The organism is Citrobacter sp. On2M (assembly GCF_018035235.1).
Lineage (GTDB): Bacteria > Pseudomonadota > Gammaproteobacteria > Enterobacterales > Enterobacteriaceae > Citrobacter > Citrobacter meridianamericanus.
Map to the genome: position 1 here is coordinate 612,549 of NZ_WPCV01000005.1, position 16,598 is coordinate 629,146.

Consider the following 16,598-nt stretch of genomic DNA (forward strand, 5'->3'; position numbering starts at 1 on the left):
GGTTCAATGACATAGCGCAGTAACGTTGTGCGTTTTGTCAGAGAGCTGTGTTATCTGATAAGTCGCACGGCAGCTTTCGCCAGCCCAGCGAACCTCAACGGTACCTTTTTCTGGTGCGCCGTTTAGCCAGACCCGTTTATGATCGTCCACAATGCCGTTCGCCACGTTATTGCGATTTTTAATAATGGCCGTCGCCCCGAACGGGATTTCACTTCCAGTCAATTGCAGCAAAACTTTGTAACCCGTTACAGTAGGATAATCTGCCAGGGCCAAAGCACCTTTTGTTGGTACTACCGTTCGCGTATCATTGAGCACATCGGTATTGTTATTCAGCGTGGCGGTATCAAGCGACAGGCTGTTCTGTCGATATGGTGTAACGTACGGCACCACCGCAAAACCTTTACTGTCGGTGTAAATACCACTATTGTTTGCCACTTTCACTCCGGCAGCGTTATCTGCTTTCACCAGCGCCAGGGTCTCGCCAAGAGGCTGAGTCGCGGCGATGCCATATGGATGAGCCACTAGCCCGCCCATCGCGCCAACGGAAAACTGGCGGTTATCACGGGAATAGCTGTAGCCCAGCTGATATTCCCCGTGGTTGCCTTTATAATTGGCGGAAGCGCTACCCATCGTGTCGGAACCTTTACTGTTATAGCCTTGCTGCACGTTCCAGCTCAGTTTGTTATCTTCCAGCGCAGTACCGGATAATCCCATCTGTGAAACGCTATCGCCTTTTTTATTGCCGTTAGCAGTAACGGTCATCCAGCTGTTTGGCAAAAAACGTGATAGCGGGATCTGCATCGTAAAAGCGACGATATGATCATTGTCGTTGCGCCATGGCCCCTTTGAGTAGCTGTAGTTCAGGCCGTAATTAATATTGTTAACGCTGGTGTTGTATCCCACGTTAACGCTACGCTCGCTATCGCCTCCCCAGTAATCCTGCTGCCAGGCTGAGAGATTCAGGTTGCCCCAGTCGCTAAGCCGTTGATTCAGTGTTATCTGGGCCTTACTGCGTTTATTTCGCTGATAGCGCCAATTGTCATCAAGCTGCATCTCATCGCTTGTAATACGAAACGGATTCACATCGCCGTTTGCTTCCTGAAAATCGCGAAAGCCCGATGAAGAATAACGATATCCGGTCAAATTCAAAGATGTTCCCGTCGTGGCGAAATCTTTGGCATACTGCGCGCGTAACGACACACCATTTTGCGTCTTTTCAGGTAGCTGCGAACGAGCAAACGTGGTGTCAAAAGAGAACGAACCAATATCCCCAAACCCCTTACCTATACCTAATGCGCCGGACCAGTAATCTTCAGAAACGATCATCCCGCCATACACCGTTGTATCCCAAGGCAAGCCATAGCCTAAGGTGCTTTGCAGGAATATCGGTTCCTTATCCTGGTAGCTTGCCGCGCGATATTTCCCCGCTGCCAGCGCATACTTGAATTGACCTTCGCGCTGCATCACCGGTACCGCAGAAAATGGCTGGATAAACTGATGCACTGAGCCGTCCGCTTCACGAATCGAGACGTCGAGGTCGCCGCTGGCGGCGGTGGGATAAAGATCGTCGATCATAAAAGGTCCCGGGGGAACATATGACTGCCAGATAATATTCCCGCCCTGACGTATGGTCACCTGAGCGTTGCTCTGCGCGATACCGCGAACCACAGGTGCAAAACCGCGGACGCTTTCCGGCAGCATAGAGTCATCTGAATAAAGCTGCACACCACGGAAATTCACGCTGTCGAAGACCCCTGCCTGGGTATAACCATCGCCAGCGCTAAATTGGCTTTTCAGCACCTTAATATCCCGCTCAAGCGAGGTGCTAATTGTGTTCCAGCGGCTTATTCCATTGCTGTTGTTATAAGTTGAATAATTTCGCAGCCGCCAGGGACCTGCATTGATACCGCTACGCAGATTTAAATAACTGTCGTTGTGCGATTCGGCATCGCCACGGTTATTCGCAGCTGAAAAGTTGTAATTTACAAACAGCATATTCAACCCGTCATCCCATTGCTCCGGCGATACGGAACCCTGAGGATCTCGCCGCAGATATTCCTGCGGAACCGAGATTTCAAGCCGCATGCCATCGAACTGAAAATGGATTAGACTCCCCGGCAGGAGCTCGCTGATATTGTTGATCGTCGCCAGTTCATCCATATCCATCCAGCCGGGCTGTGCGTTGGGTTTAACCCCCCAGCGCGAAAAATCCTCCCGTTTCAGAGTCGGTGATAAGGCACTTTCATTCCAGATGAATGAGATATCGCGTGTTTCCACATAGCTACCATTAAGATAAATTTCTACATGGTAGACTCCGGGAACCTGCCCGTTGGTTTTGCTAAAACGGGAGATATCAATGTCTCGTGGGATATTCCCGTGAGTTTCAATAAAGTCTGGTGAAAAATAATCCTCAGCCAACCCTGTTTGAACGCGTAAACATAAAAAAACAAGTAAAGATAACTTGGTTAATTTCGCAAAACCTGACACCACATTGACCTGAGACATGGATGATAAACCTAAAAATTAAATGTATGCTCAGCCGTGATGCCTCCGAAATCATTGATCGCACGCCATGATATTTCACCACCAGTTAACGCCGACTGAGATAGCGATAAGGTTTGAAATGGTAAAACCATTGGAGGTTTAGATAATTCTTTTCCATTTACTTTTACATCATAAAGCGACACACTATAAGGTGACGGATTATGCACATTCAGTTTCCCATCAGCGACTGAAAAAATTAGCTGTTGATATGCCAGTGAAGGATCTCCTTTTAGGCCCGCAGGGCGATAAAAAACCTTCATTTTGCTTTTTACTGCTATCAGCAACTCGTTTTTAGCATCCGCCGATGATGACGGTATTGATTTAATATTTAGCCAATATATGCTTTCCCGATCCTGAGGCACAGAATTATCAATTAACATGACGCGAACCGAATTCTGGGTATTGGGATTTAGTTTAAATAAAGGCGGAGTGGTAATAAATGGACTGTCACCATCGTCACTATTTTCATTGTTACTTACCCATGACTGAATTAGATATGGTGTATTGTCCGGGTTTCTCACGCTGATTGCTGATTGACTATCGCCACTATTATAAACAAGTCGCGTGCCACCTATTTCCACACCACTAATTGCCGCCGTAGAGATAAGTAATAAACTCACGGCGATTTTTTTAAATATTTCCTGTAACATGAAGAAATCCTGAGAGAATAACAAGGGCCACAAATGGCCCTACTTTTACTGGTAAGTCACGGTAAATGATGTCGAAGAGTTTGCGGTTCCAGCACCAACAACTCCCGTTGCCATATATTTAGCAAAGTAAGTCAGTGTGTTATTAACATCTTCCAACAGATTCACCCTTGCTGAGGGAGAACCAACCGGAATCAGCGTCGTACTGTCCTGCTCATAGATGGCTACCCCAACGTTAGTTGCAGTTTGCCCGTTGGTCAGCGCCAGAATGGAAGGATTAGCGGTGTTGGTCGTGCCATCAAAGCGAATGCTGGCGCTCGAAATACTGGCCGGGCAGGATTTCAGCACAATGTTAAAACGTTTCGCCGCTGCCGTAGTGCTATTACCTCCGGCAAAGGCTGCGGTTGAAATTGTGCCGAGCTCAACTGGTTGAGCGATAGATGTTGCATCAACCACGCATGCCGTACCCGTGATATTACCGGTAAAGTTAATTACCCCATCAGCAGCATTTGCAACCTGAGAAATGGATAGAGACACAAGAGCAGAAATCAGTGCAATCTTTTTCATATATAAATTCCATATGGTTAGTTAAATTGAAAAAATAAATGTGAAGCTTTAAAAATTAATGTTAACCTTACATTCATAAAACAACAGTTAATAAAATATACTAGTCACTCATATTCATGAGTATTCTGCGTATAGAGCTCAGTGCGCGCGATATTCTGATACAGCACAACACGATTACCTTGCTGTAGTTTAAAAATCAGACTGCGGCGATGTGCATAAAATGTTTTTCTTGTCATTCCTAGTCGCTGGCTAATCTCTTTAACATCCAGCCCTTTTTGCATACAATAGAGCACTTCTTCCTCACGCTGAGAAAGTGAGTATTTCATTCTGTAATTATATTGTGAACTCTTTACCAACAAACAGGAGAGAATTTCATTCAGCCGGCACTTTTTATCAATAAAAACAAAGTCTGACATATGCTTTAAAGCATAGTAGTCAAGAACGTTACTGATAAAAATAATAACTTTTTTCCCCGGAGTTATGTTCTTACGCACCTCTGATATGCATATTGTTTCAATGTCTATGATACAATAATTTTCATCAATTAACTCTGGAGTTAACAATTCACTCATGCCGACAATAAAAAAATAATCATCAGAAAAAATGGAACCTGACAAATCCATAAATTTACCTTCCAGGCATAATCCTCTTTATTATTTAGCGTCAGTAATCCCTCTCATGTTTCATTGTGAGATTTACAGAAATTATATGTTTATAGCAGCACAAAAGTAATGGATTTCGAGCTGGGAATAAAAAACGATCGTTTCTACTATTTTTTCACCTTTCAAAGATAATTAATCCATTAGAAACCATAGATTACAAATAAAAACACCAGTTAAAAATTAAGTTATAGCATTTAAAACTACCATGAAACATAGGCGCAACTTAATGATCTATAGTTGTTTGATAGCCAGAACTTGTAATAACCATCGAATTGGATTTTTCTTAGGGAATATTCTATTGTCACTTAACAAAAGATACTTCACCGGAACAGGGCTAATTTTACCTGGTTAACAGTGGAGCAACATTGGCGAGAGCTTATTATTCTGTCAGCAAGCGCCTACATACGTAGGAAAAGGGCTATTGTTGAAATTTTTCTATGGATTGTTCCAGATTATTGAGCGAGCTTTCGATTCGGTTCAAAGAGTCGAACAGTTCCGCCGCAGTAATAGCATCAGGCAATCGTTCTTCCAGCATTTGAGCAACAGTGATGACTTCATTAATGCCCAGCAATTGGGCAGTACCGTTAAGGCGATGAATATGATATTTCACCGATGGATAGTCCTCGTCAAATGCGGCTGTTCTGGCTGCTTCTAAATCGTGTCGATTTTCCCGTTGCGCATCATGCAGCGCAGCGAGCATAAGCACCCGATTGTTTTGTGCTAGTACCGCCAACCGCTTCTCATCGAACATTAATTCGTTCGTCTGGCTTACTCCGGCTAACAGACGAGTGAGCTGCGCGAGGGTAATTGGCTTAAATAGACAATCGGTCATTCCTGCCGCAAGACAGCGTTCACGCTCATGCTGCTGCGCTGTAGCGGTCAGACCCCAGATAGGAAGATCACTATCAAATCGTCTCACCTCGCGAGTAAGTGCAATACCATCCATCACGGGCATGTTAAGGTCGGTAATCAATAAATCGTAACGGTCCTGCTGAAGATAACGTAATGCCTCTTCGCCGTTTTCCGCTTCATCCGCAGCAATTTCCAGGGAGGCTAGCTGACGTTTTAACAGTAGACGACTGGAAGGGTGATCGTCGGCAATTAATACCCGCAGTGTCTTGCCAATAACAGGAGGTGGTGGTGACTCGGTTTCAACGACGTCAGTGAGTGCATCATACGAAATTTGTACTGGCAAATTCAGCGTCACTCTGGTCCCCTGATTAACTTCACTTTGCAAATCTATCGTGCCCCCCATCTGGTTCATCAATGCCTTTGCAATAGCCAATCCTAGCCCTGACCCGTGATGAATCTCCCCCATTTTCCCCTGACTGAACGGCATAAAAAGCGACTTTTGTTCTTCGCTACTGATACCGGGCCCCGTGTCATTCACGGAAATTACCAGCGCGTGATTCAGTCTCTTCGCTGAGACCTGAACTTCTCCATGACGTGTAAATTTCACCGCATTGCCGATAAGATTCATCAGCACCTGTTCCAACATCTGTGGATCTAGCTGCATGGCTTCTTTTGGCTCCAGATGCGAGTCATAGCCCAGCGCTATCCCTTTCTGCGCGGCAAGCGCGGTAAAAAGTAATACTTTTTCTTTGATCATCGCATCAACATGCACCCACTTCGGCATCACCTCCTGCAAACCGGATTCTATCTTCTCCAGATCGAGGATCTCACCAATCAGTTTCAACAGCGATCGCGAAGCTGTAACTGCATGATCGATAGAAGTTTTATCTTCATGACTGAAGTTTGTCGTTGAGTTTTGTAACAGTTCCAGAAATCCCACAATGGCACTTACTGGGGTGCGAATCTCATGGCTCATATGAGAGAGGAAGGCTCGTTTCTCTTCATTAGCTTTCTGTGCTTTGGTCTTTTCCTTCTCCAGTAAACGCTGCGACTCTTTTCTTCTACGCACCTGCCGTGCCAGGTAGAGCACCCAGAGGAAGGTACTCACGACAAGAAGGGTCGCGAGAGTTGCTACCAGATAGAAGGGTCGGTTATACAACTCCCAGGTATCTATTTGGACGTCCGGCAGACGTACCCATTTACCGACAATCTGTAAAATTTCCTTCTGGGGGATATCATCCAAGGCCTTATCAAGGATCTGCCTTAATTCAGGTTCTGAGCGCGGTACAGCAAAACTGATTGCTGCCGGTTGCACCTCTGGCAACGGGAGCCATGTCAGCCGATCGGGATAATAATGTTCAGTGAGATAACGAGCGGTCAGCTGATTAGAAATCGCCGCGTCAACTTTTCCCGTTGCAACAAGATTTAATGCCACACTGGAGTTTTCTACTTCTTGCCAATAGATATCCGGATGACGGGCTTTCATCTGCATCAGTAACGGATGATCGATGCTTATCGCCACGTGCGCTCCTGCCTTTAGCGCTATCGCCTGGGCATCCTCTTTTCTGACAACGGTAACAAACTGGGTGGTAATAAAGGGATGAGTGAAAGAGAGGGTGTTTTGGAGGCTCAAATCAAAGGTGGCTGCCTGTACAATATGCCAGTTGCCCTTTTTCATCTCTGAAAGCATATCTTCACGCGAGTTTACGACAACCGTTTCGTACTGCAGGCCAGTTTGCAGACTAATCAGATTAAGAATATCCCCTACAATCCCCCGAACTTCCTGATTATTGTCGGCCATGGTGTAAGGCGCAAACCACGGATTAATAATTACCCGTAGCGTTTTGTTTGTTTTTAGCCACTGTTTTTCACGAGGCGTCAGATTGAGTGGTTGAAGTAAAAAAGAGAGGTTACCTTTGTCGATCATCGACTGCGCTATTTGTCCATGCTGATTTTCATCGATTGCATTGATGGTGCTATTAATGATGCTCAGTAAACGCTCTTGTCCCGGTAAGAATAAAAAATGGCTCATTTTTTGTGGTGAAGGCCAATATTTAACCGCGCTCAAAGCCAGGCTGAACTCTTGGGAAAGCCAAGTGCTAGTAGTTAGCGAATCACCCATAAACCATCGATTCTGCCCGGTAATAATGGAGTTCAGCGCCTCCTGATAGCTGGCGTAATTGGCTATTTCGGCATTCGGAAATACCTCATGAATGAAATCAGCGCCAGGATAGCCCTCAACAACCGCAATACGAGCACTCTGCGGACTATGCAAGGGACCCATAACGTTAGAGAGCGAAGTCACCAGCACGGGCCAGGAATGTACTAGTGTCTCCGAGAGCTGAATGCCCTCCTCAGCGAAAGGAAACGTATCAAGACCAGTCAATACCGTATCAATCTCGCCCGCACGTAGCGCGCGAATTGCATCAGCGCGATTTTTATAGCTCAGTACAGCGATACGGACATTTAGCGAATTATGGATTAGCGTCAGATAGTCAGCGTTCATTCCCCTGTAGCGCCCACTGAGCGTGGTTTGCACCAACGGAGCCTGCTCAGGTTGATAAACTCCAATGCGTAGCGCTCTTTTTTGCAACAGCCAGCGCTTGTTATCCTCACTCAAGTACACAGGCACCGGAGTAATGTAACTATATCCCGACAGCTCTAGCTCAGTGGGGGAGCCATCCTGAGCATAAGCAGCACATCCGCTGAAAACCCAGAGGAGCAGGAGAAGTACAAGACGCAGTTCCATCTTCAGGTCAGCTTATTCTGATGAGCAAAAGAGAGTAGTTCGACTAGTGATTTACAGCCTAATTTTTCCATTAATCTAGTTTTATAGGTACTTACCGTTTTGCTGCTTATATACATCGCTTCGCCAATCTGCGTATTATCAAGGCCGCTTAGCATATAGCTCATTACTTTCATCTCCTGCGCGGAGAGAGATTCAAGACGCTGATTATCCGTTAGTTCTACCGACGGTTCCTCCATGAAAAAGGGAAAGTAGATATAACCATTTTTCGCCGCATTAATCGCTGCGAGAATATTTTCCATATCTTGCTTTTTACTAATAAAAGCATTCGCGCCAGCCTGCGCGCAGCGTTTACTGTAATAGCGATCATTTTTTGCTGATACTACGATTAACACACCAGTAAAACATTGTGCCCTGAGTTTCTCCACCAGCTCAACGCCATTTATGCCAGGAATTTCGACATCCACAACGACGATATCGACAGCTGTTTTCGTCAACTCCTTTAGGGCTTCCGCTCCGTTCTCAAATTCTTTGATAATGGTAATGTGCTGTTTTTCCAACATGCCGCGTATGGCCATGCGAGCCAAGGGATGGTCATCCACAATAACGGCGGTAGGGGACCGAGACTCATTCATAGGCTACCTGAAAGCTGTAATTCGTGGAAGGAAACATACTCAGGATGATAACCTAACAATACTTCAGACTGATTTAAAAATTAAAAGTTTTTTTGTACCAGCTCACATTATAGCGATCAACTAAAACACGTTATTGTTCGAGCATTTTTCCCGTTTTGATTTCTGATTTATTTAGTTGTATCCGACCATTATCATCGTGCGACCTGAGTTTTACGATTTGCCAGAAGATAGTTCTTTATGGCAACCTTTAATCAGGTTTCTGTACCAGTTTAGAGGTATGAATAGCTTCGGATTTAACAAAGATCTTAGCGTCATTTCTGAGGACTTAAAGAGGGTTACCCAGCGGTAAGGGGTATCCCGAAGAGTGTAAAGTTGAAACAGCCAAACAGATTGTTTAGCGTGGCGATTCCGTTTTTAGCGTGAGCAAAACGTCTCAATATTGCCACACAGTCTGTACGCGAGGATAAAGGAGTACGGCCGGACTCATCCACCAATAAAGAACTGTCAGATGCTCAGGCCGAGATCCGCCGACTCTAGAAGAAGTTGAAGCCATCCTTGCTCACCAGTGTCGTGACCCCGACCAGGTAGATCAGGTCGGCATCAGTGCCGGATGCCTGCAAGTCCCGAAAGACTGAGACATTGATGCCGGTGACGCCCTGTACACCGACGTTAGATTGGTTTTGTGCCAACTGGCAGTCTGGTCGATGTAAGCACGCAGCCCTGGTGCAAACGCGGTAGCGTGGCCGTCGAAATAGCGTTCACAGTGGTATCCAATGAAAGTAAATCAGGCCAGATGACCATCAGCTCACGCTGACTGAAATTCTCGCGATAAGCCATCGCTTCGGAAATGATCTTACAGCCCCATGCGGGGAATAAGGTTATATCATACGCTGCGCCAGCCTATATCGCTGGCACGCCATTAGGACGCTGCCATCAGAGATGGAAACGTCCGTTAGAGTTTGATCCTATAGTCAGCTCACACCAGTTCTTTGAGCTGCTCCTGCATATAGGTTGAAAAATACTCTGGGTTCTTGATAAGGATGCGGTTACCGGAGGCGACTTTTTCTGCCCATCCGGCTACTTTTTTCGTGAACTCGGGATTCCATCCCTCCTGCTCACCCCGTGCCATCACTACTTCCGGACTCGCTGGCACACCTAAGTCATGCAAATACTTTAAGATTCCCTTAGCGGTACTTTCATCCATTGAATGGGGTACTGACGCCGAAGTGTTCATACCACCAATAAAATCCAATGCTTTCTCAATTGCTGTTGGCATGCTCTTATCCTTAAAATTAACCACGTGAGAGACACATTCATACTATGTACCCAACTCCGCCGGGATATCAAAGAGAACATCACCTTTATTTGATTTACCCCGCAGCTAAACGCTTGCGCGACTGTTTTCTGCGCGATTAATTCGCCATTCCAGCCAAAACCAGCCCGGTCGCCACCGCATTACGCGGCCCTTCAGTACCACGGATGTTGCCCTGTCCGGCGACAACCCCGTAATGCGCCAGCGCGTCGGTTATCATCTGTGGGATTTCGAAATCCAACGAGGAACCGCCTACCAGCACCACGAAAGAGATATCGCGAATGGTTCCACCGGGAGATACCTGGCGTAACGCACGCAGGCAGTTGGTCACAAAAACCTTCTCTTTAGCCTGTCGGCGCACCAGCCGAATTTTTTCCAGCGAGATTTGGTTATCTACCGGGATCAGCTCCCCGTCTTTCAGATACACCACTTTGGCAAACACCGACGGGCTGAGCGGCTCGCGAAAAAACTCCACCACGCCGTTCTCATGGCGAATGCTGAACAGACTCTCCACTTTTGCCAACGGGTATTTTTTAATTTCCTCTGCCAAAAACGGATCGCTTAAGCCCAGCTCTGTTTGAATCAACAGGCTAACCATATTTCCCGCACCGGCCAGATGAACCGCTTTCACTGCACCGTCGCTATTGATAATGGCGGCATCGGTAGATCCTGCGCCCAGATCGAGGATCGCCAGCGGTGCAGCACAACCGGGCGTGGTTAACGCTCCGGCTATGGCCATGTTGGCCTCTACGCCACCGACTTCAACCGGGGTATTTAGCCGGGCGCTCAGCTCACTGGCGATGGCCTGCATCTGTAAGCGATCGGATTTCACCATCGCCGCAATGCCAACGGCGTTCTCCATTGAACACTCCCCGGCAATACCGCCCTGAACCTTGCGCGGAATGAATGTATCTACCGCCAACAGATCCTGAATGTGCACCGTGTTCATGTCATGACCGGTCAGTGAGGCCATCACCTTACGCACCCGCTCCAGCATGCCACCTGCGTGCGTACCAGCTTCACCGCGAATATCACACACGGGCGCACAGGCGCTTACCACCTGCATAATGGCCCGCGCGCCATGCGCAACGTCGGCTTCACCGCCGCGCTTTTCGCCACGGATAACGATCTTGCCCGCCGGGATCACTCTTGAACACACATCGCCCTGCGGCGTTTTCAGCACCACGGCAGAACGGTTGCCAATCAGCGCTCTGGCGATGGGGACGATAGCTTGCGTTTCCTCGGGCGTTAGGGCAAAGAAGGTCGCAATGCCGTAAGGGTTCGACAGCACCCGCACCACCTGCCCCGGGGCCGCCACTTCCACCGCCGCCAACACGCCTTCCGGCACCTTCTCAATCAGGGTAACTTCATCTACCACTGGCATGGTCCGGCGCAGACGATTGTTCACCAGTACACCATCATCTTTTTTCAGGATTGCCGCCACCACATTGACACCGCGATCCAGTGCCTCATTGATAAGCCAAACCGCCTCGAGAAAATCCATCTCCTCGCCTACCAGCGGGATCCAGCCTTGAGCAAAATGATCTTCACTCACCGCCGCCAGCTTCTCCACTGTGATGGTGGTTCCTATTCCCACACCAATACCGCCGGGCGTTTGCGGGTTATGCCCAATCATCGTTGATTCGGTAATAATGGTTTCAGTGATGGTTTCCATCGCCACATCGCCGATTACCGGTGCCGCCTCGTTGATACAGATTTTCGCCACGTCCTGAAGCGACCACGGCGTGTTATTCAGCGCCTGCTGCAGGGAGGCCACCACCCCTGCAATATTATCCCGCGTCCCTTTCATGCCGGTAGTCGCGACAATCCCGCTGGCGATAAACCGGCCATGCTGCGCCAGCGCCACTTCAGTGGTGGCGTTGCCGATATCAATCCCTGCAATTAGCGGCATACACCCTCCGTCATTGGCTGCCTTTACGCAGCTTATTTCTCTGCTGATACACCTCTGCCGACTCGCGAACAAACCCGGCGTTCACCGTGGCATGCCAGGTATATTCCAGTTCATCGGCAATGGCCTGCAGCTCAGCAAACGAAGAACGAAACGGGCGCAGCGCGTTGTAGATCTCCAGAATGCGGGCATCTGGGATGGTAATCAGCTCTGCCGCACGACGGAAATTACGCGCCACGGCGTGACGCTGCATCTGTTCGGCAATCTGTGCCTGGTACTCCAGCGTTTGCTGAGAAATACGCACATCCTGCGGTCCTACGCGGCCCGCCAGCACATTCTCAAGGGTAATCTCGGTTAGCGGTTTCCCGGTGGGGGTCTGAATTTTCTCCGGGCAGCGGGTCGCTAATGGGTAATCCTGCGCGGTCATGATGTTGTCGTTCATGGTCATTCCCTTACCAGTGCAATATGCAGCGTGACGGGCGCAGCATCCTGCACCACGTGTTTGGTTTCTTTGATATGAAACAGTGCGGCCTTAGCCATAAATTTAGGGCGCACCATCTGGTCATTCACCACCGGCACCGGCGAGGGCGACTCTTTACGTGCATAGCGCGCGGCGTTTTTACCAATCTGGCGATACGTTTCCAGCGTCAGTAGCGGAGCCTGAGAGAACAGCTCCAGGTTGCTCAACGGCAGCAGATCGCGCTGATGAATCACCGTGGTTCCTTTCGACTGGATACCAATCCCGATACCAGAACCACTAAGATTTGCCGCATCCCACGCCATAAAAGAAACATCCGAGGTGCGCAGGATCCTCACTACTCGCGCATGTAACCCCTCTTCTTCGATGCCAGCAACCAGCTCTTTCAAAATCGCTTTGTGCGGCATCTCAATAAGGGTTTTATGCTGATACTTATCAAAGGCCGGGCCGACGCCAATCACTACTTCATCCACGCGTTCGTCCGCTTTAGCCGCCTCGCCTTCGCTCACCTGCAAGGTAAAAACCGGCTTACGCTCAGTTGTGCATTCCACTGTCTACCGCCTTATTCGATCGCGCTGGGCTGAACCACACCCGCTATATTTTTAATTTCCGCCCAGCGTTCGGCAGAAATACGATAGCCGGTGCCGGGTCCCTGATAATCATTGATGTCATTGACGGCACTGACGACGTCGAACTGGCGATCCAGAATGGCCGACGTTTGCAGGTAATCACCGGTGACGCGCTGCCTCAGCATGTTGAGGATATTGCTGGCGATGTCTTCGAAACCGCTACAACTTAACGCGCTGACGATATCCAGTCCGGTGATATTGCGCTTCATCATCTGTTCCACAGCAGCCAGATCCTCCACCACATTGCGTGCGGGCATATCTTTGCTGCCGTGAGCGTAAGTGGCTGCCTCCACCTCTTCATCACTAATTAGCGGCAGGCCCAGTTCGCGGAACACCGCCTGAATGGCACGGGCGGCCTTATTGCGAATAGCGATGGTTTCCTCTTCCGTGACCGGTCGCAGGCCCCCGTCAACCATCAGATCGCGTTGCAGAATGTTGTAATCATCGAAGTCTTCAGCGTCGAAGTTCGATCCGGCAAACATGTTGTCGTAGTTGGGTACCGCGCTATAACCGGAGAAGATAAAGTCGGTGCCCGGCAGCATCTGCATCAGGGTACGGGCAGTACGGCGAATATCGGAATGGGAAAAGGTCTGGTCATTGGCGGAGGCCACTTCAAGGTCGAGCATTGAGGCTATCAGGTTTTCCGCCAGCACCGCGCGGATCCCTGACGGTACTGCACCAGTCATGCCGATACAGCTGACCGCGCCGTTTTGCAGCCCCTGTACGCCTGCGCCTTTGGTGATAAAAATGCAGCGCGACTCCAGGTACAGCATCGATTTACTTTCGGAATAGCCCATCAGCGCTTCCGAACCGGTGCCGGAGGTGTAGCGCATCTTCAGGCCACGCGATGCATACGCTGAGGCGAGAAACGCTTTTGACCACGGCGTGTCATCACCATCGGTAAATACCGACTCCGTACCATAGACCGACACCGTTTCGGCGTAGCTGGTCAGCCCGCGCATTCCCAGCTCCAGCTCCGTGGCTTCTTCAACGGAACATTGCGTCAGCACGCCGGGGCGACCGCACTGAGACCCCACCAGCAGCGCCAGGGCGTTAAACGGCGCATAACGGGCGATCCCGACCGTCGTTTCCTGCTCGGAAAAACCACGGATCCCCGCTTCGGCGGCGTCGGCGGCAATCTGTACCGGGTTATCTTTCAGGTTGGTCACGTGACACTGATTGGAGGGGGTGCGTCTGGCGCGCATTTTTTGCAGCGCCATCATCATCTCCACCACGTTCATTTGCGCCATCACTTCCACCGCTTTCGCCGGGGTGATGGCGGTGGTAATGGCAATAATCTCTTCCCGACTGACGTGGATATCCACCAGCATTCTGGCGATCTCCAGCGCGTCGAGCTGCATGGCGCGCTCGGCCTCAGCCACGTTAATGGCGTAGTCGGCAATGAAACGGTCGATCATGTCGAACTCGGCGCGGCTCTTACCGTCCAGCTCAACAATACGACCACATTCTACCTTCACCGATGAAGCAGGATCGTAGGGGCTTTCCATGGCGATCAGCCCCTCTTCAGGCCATTCGCCAATCAGCCCATCCTGATTTACAGGCCGTTTCGCAAGCACTTCGAATCGTTTTGATCTTCTCATGATTTATTGACTCAAAAGATAAAAAATAGGGACGCCGGGCCGCATTGCCGGGGACACAACACCCGGCATTCGCCTTTCATCAGCAATGGTCGAACTCTAAATGAGCAGAACAATAAAAAAATAAAATTAATTTCGTTCCAATTTGGCACCTGATAAAAACGCATCGTTTCATATTGAAACGCAATTCAGGAATATCCACATCAAATTGTGACGAGGTTAAATGATCATTATCAATAAACGCAAATCCGGGAAGTTTAATTTAATATTTTTGGAATTTTCGCCCTATTGACTTAATAACGTGCGGCGAGAAAATAAGGTAAAGCCAATGATAAAAATAGCTGCTACGCGATATTTTTCGTGACCTCAGCCCTACAACATTTTCAGGAGAGACTGTGAATAAGAGCCAACAAATCGCCACCATTACGCTGGCGGCGGCAAAAAAAATGGCGCAGGCCGTCGAGGCTAAAGCGCTTGAAATTAACGTTCCGGTGGTTTTTTCCGTGGTTGATCGTGGCGGAAACACACTGCTGATGCAACGCATGGACGATGCGTTTGTCACCAGCTGTGATATCTCTCTTAATAAAGCGTATACCGCCTGCTGCCTGCGACAGGGTACCCATGAAATTACCGACGCAGTACAACCGGGGGCTTCTCTGTATGGTTTGCAGCTTACTAATCAACAGCGCATTGTTATTTTCGGCGGCGGCTTACCCGTCATATTAAACGGTAAATTAATCGGTGCCGTAGGCGTAAGCGGTGGTACCGTCGAACAAGACAGATTATTAGCAGAAACCGCACTGAATTGTTTCTCTGAATTATAATTTAAATCTAAGAAGGTATATTATGAGCTATCGTATGTTTGATTACCTGGTGCCAAATGTGAACTTCTTTGGCCCGAATGCTATTTCCGTTGTCGGCGAGCGCTGCAAATTGTTGGGTGGTAAAAAAGCGCTGCTGGTGACTGATAAAGGTCTGCGAGCGATTAAAGACGGCGCGGTAGATAAAACTCTCGCCCATCTGCGTGAAGCCGGTATTGAGGTGGTGGTTTTTGACGGCGTTGAACCTAACCCCAAAGATACCAACGTGCGCGACGGTCTGGAAGTCTTTCGCAAAGAGCATTGCGATATCATCGTTACCGTCGGCGGCGGTAGCCCACATGACTGCGGTAAAGGTATCGGTATCGCGGCGACCCACGAAGGCGATCTCTACAGCTATGCCGGGATTGAAACCCTGACCAATCCACTGCCGCCGATTGTCGCGGTGAATACCACTGCCGGTACCGCCAGCGAAGTTACCCGCCACTGCGTGCTGACCAATACCAAAACCAAAGTGAAGTTTGTGATTGTCAGCTGGCGCAACCTGCCGTCAGTCTCCATTAACGATCCGTTGCTGATGCTCGGCAAACCCGCACCACTGACCGCGGCGACCGGGATGGACGCCCTGACCCACGCCGTGGAAGCCTATATTTCCAAAGATGCCAACCCGGTCACCGACGCCGCCGCTATCCAGGCGATCCGCCTGATCGCCCGTAATTTACGGCAGGCCGTGGCGCTGGGCAGCAATCTGAAAGCACGTGAGAATATGGCCTACGCTTCGCTGCTGGCGGGCATGGCCTTCAACAACGCCAACCTCGGCTACGTTCATGCGATGGCGCATCAACTTGGCGGTCTGTACGACATGCCGCACGGCGTAGCGAATGCCGTACTGCTGCCGCACGTGGCACGCTATAACCTGATCGCTAACCCGGAAAAATTTGCCGACATCGCAGAGTTTATGGGCGAAAACACTAACGGACTCTCAACCATGGATGCGGCCGAACTGGCGATTCACGCCATCGCTCGCCTCTCTGCTGACATCGGCATTCCGCAGCATCTGCGCGATCTGGGCGTCAAAGAAGCCGATTTCCCCTATATGGCGGAAATGGCGCTGAAGGACGGCAATGCCTTCTCCAACCCACGCAAAGGGAACGAGAAAGAAATTGCCGGGATCTTCCGTCAGGCATTCTGATAACGCAGG

Annotated in this window: 13 protein-coding genes and 2 pseudogenes; 3 read left to right on the top strand and 12 right to left on the bottom strand. The window is 49.3% G+C overall.

The window, feature by feature from the left end:
• Positions 1–3: 3 nt before the first annotated feature.
• The 6 genes from On2M_RS20865 to evgA all read right to left on the bottom strand — a co-directional run bounded on the left by On2M_RS20865 (position 4) and on the right by evgA (position 8,653).
• Positions 4–2,505, bottom strand: a complete 2,502-nt coding sequence (locus On2M_RS20865; protein WP_210905409.1) for a fimbria/pilus outer membrane usher protein — start codon at positions 2,503–2,505, stop codon at positions 4–6.
• 11 nt (positions 2,506–2,516) lie between these two features.
• The gene (locus On2M_RS20870) at positions 2,517–3,194 is read right to left on the bottom strand and encodes a molecular chaperone (RefSeq protein WP_210905410.1); all 678 of its coding nucleotides are present in this window, start codon (positions 3,192–3,194) and stop codon (positions 2,517–2,519) included.
• Positions 3,195–3,239: 45 nt separating this feature from the next.
• Positions 3,240–3,758, bottom strand: coding sequence for a fimbrial protein (locus tag On2M_RS20875; protein ID WP_151217786.1), 519 nt, complete (start codon positions 3,756–3,758; stop codon positions 3,240–3,242).
• 104 nt (positions 3,759–3,862) lie between these two features.
• The gene (locus On2M_RS20880) at positions 3,863–4,381 is read right to left on the bottom strand and encodes a helix-turn-helix transcriptional regulator (RefSeq protein WP_151217787.1); all 519 of its coding nucleotides are present in this window, start codon (positions 4,379–4,381) and stop codon (positions 3,863–3,865) included.
• Positions 4,382–4,838: 457 nt separating this feature from the next.
• Complete coding sequence (locus On2M_RS20885) at positions 4,839–8,021, bottom strand: transporter substrate-binding domain-containing protein (RefSeq protein ID WP_210905411.1); 3,183 nt, start codon at positions 8,019–8,021, stop codon at positions 4,839–4,841.
• A gap of 2 nt (positions 8,022–8,023) precedes the next feature.
• Entirely contained in the window at positions 8,024–8,653 is a 630-nt protein-coding gene (gene evgA / locus On2M_RS20890) for an acid-sensing system DNA-binding response regulator EvgA (RefSeq protein ID WP_151217788.1), read from the bottom strand.
• Between the two features lie 389 nt (positions 8,654–9,042).
• Here evgA and On2M_RS24325 point away from each other — a divergent pair.
• Positions 9,043–9,187, top strand: a pseudogene (locus On2M_RS24325) (IS3 family transposase); the annotation flags it as partial.
• Between the two features lie 2 nt (positions 9,188–9,189).
• Here On2M_RS24325 and On2M_RS20895 read toward each other — a convergent pair.
• From On2M_RS20895 to On2M_RS20920, 6 genes and pseudogenes are all read right to left on the bottom strand, one after another.
• Positions 9,190–9,520 (bottom strand): annotated as a pseudogene (locus tag On2M_RS20895) (phage tail sheath subtilisin-like domain-containing protein); the annotation flags it as partial.
• A gap of 109 nt (positions 9,521–9,629) precedes the next feature.
• A complete protein-coding gene (locus tag On2M_RS20900) occupies positions 9,630–9,953 on the bottom strand; it encodes a DUF1889 family protein (RefSeq protein WP_001573898.1) in 324 nt (107 codons plus the stop codon).
• Positions 9,954–10,065: 112 nt separating this feature from the next.
• A complete protein-coding gene (locus On2M_RS20905; RefSeq protein WP_151217789.1) occupies positions 10,066–11,877 on the bottom strand; it encodes a diol dehydratase reactivase subunit alpha in 1,812 nt (603 codons plus the stop codon).
• A 10-nt stretch (positions 11,878–11,887) separates the two neighbouring features.
• Positions 11,888–12,316, bottom strand: coding sequence for a diol dehydratase small subunit (locus tag On2M_RS20910; protein WP_151217790.1), 429 nt, complete (start codon positions 12,314–12,316; stop codon positions 11,888–11,890).
• Positions 12,317–12,318: 2 nt separating this feature from the next.
• Positions 12,319–12,903 carry a propanediol/glycerol family dehydratase medium subunit gene (locus On2M_RS20915; protein WP_151217791.1) on the bottom strand — a complete coding sequence of 195 codons (585 nt, stop codon included), beginning with the start codon at positions 12,901–12,903 and terminating at the stop codon, positions 12,319–12,321.
• 11 nt (positions 12,904–12,914) lie between these two features.
• A complete protein-coding gene (locus On2M_RS20920; protein ID WP_151217792.1) occupies positions 12,915–14,582 on the bottom strand; it encodes a propanediol/glycerol family dehydratase large subunit in 1,668 nt (555 codons plus the stop codon).
• A 392-nt stretch (positions 14,583–14,974) separates the two neighbouring features.
• Here On2M_RS20920 and On2M_RS20925 point away from each other — a divergent pair, with 392 nt between their 5' ends.
• Positions 14,975–15,403, top strand: coding sequence for a heme-binding protein (locus On2M_RS20925; protein WP_151217793.1), 429 nt, complete (start codon positions 14,975–14,977; stop codon positions 15,401–15,403).
• 22 nt (positions 15,404–15,425) lie between these two features.
• Complete coding sequence (gene dhaT, locus On2M_RS20930) at positions 15,426–16,589, top strand: 1,3-propanediol dehydrogenase (RefSeq protein WP_151217794.1); 1,164 nt, start codon at positions 15,426–15,428, stop codon at positions 16,587–16,589.
• Positions 16,590–16,598 lie beyond the last annotated feature (9 nt).

Excerpts from the sequence above, each read along its gene's own strand:
- On2M_RS20865 (WP_210905409.1), bottom strand. The coding sequence starts at position 2,505 with ATGTCTCAGGTCAATGTGGTGTCAGGTTTTGCGAAATTAACCAAGTTA.
- On2M_RS20870 (WP_210905410.1), bottom strand. The coding sequence starts at position 3,194 with ATGTTACAGGAAATATTTAAAAAAATCGCCGTGAGTTTATTACTTATC.
- On2M_RS20875 (WP_151217786.1), bottom strand. The coding sequence starts at position 3,758 with ATGAAAAAGATTGCACTGATTTCTGCTCTTGTGTCTCTATCCATTTCT.
- On2M_RS20880 (WP_151217787.1), bottom strand. The coding sequence starts at position 4,381 with ATGGATTTGTCAGGTTCCATTTTTTCTGATGATTATTTTTTTATTGTC.
- On2M_RS20885 (WP_210905411.1), bottom strand. The coding sequence starts at position 8,021 with ATGGAACTGCGTCTTGTACTTCTCCTGCTCCTCTGGGTTTTCAGCGGA.
- evgA (WP_151217788.1), bottom strand. The coding sequence starts at position 8,653 with ATGAATGAGTCTCGGTCCCCTACCGCCGTTATTGTGGATGACCATCCC.
- On2M_RS20905 (WP_151217789.1), bottom strand. The coding sequence starts at position 11,877 with ATGCCGCTAATTGCAGGGATTGATATCGGCAACGCCACCACTGAAGTG.
- On2M_RS20910 (WP_151217790.1), bottom strand. The coding sequence starts at position 12,316 with ATGAACGACAACATCATGACCGCGCAGGATTACCCATTAGCGACCCGC.
- On2M_RS20920 (WP_151217792.1), bottom strand. The coding sequence starts at position 14,582 with ATGAGAAGATCAAAACGATTCGAAGTGCTTGCGAAACGGCCTGTAAAT.
- dhaT (WP_151217794.1), top strand. The coding sequence starts at position 15,426 with ATGAGCTATCGTATGTTTGATTACCTGGTGCCAAATGTGAACTTCTTT.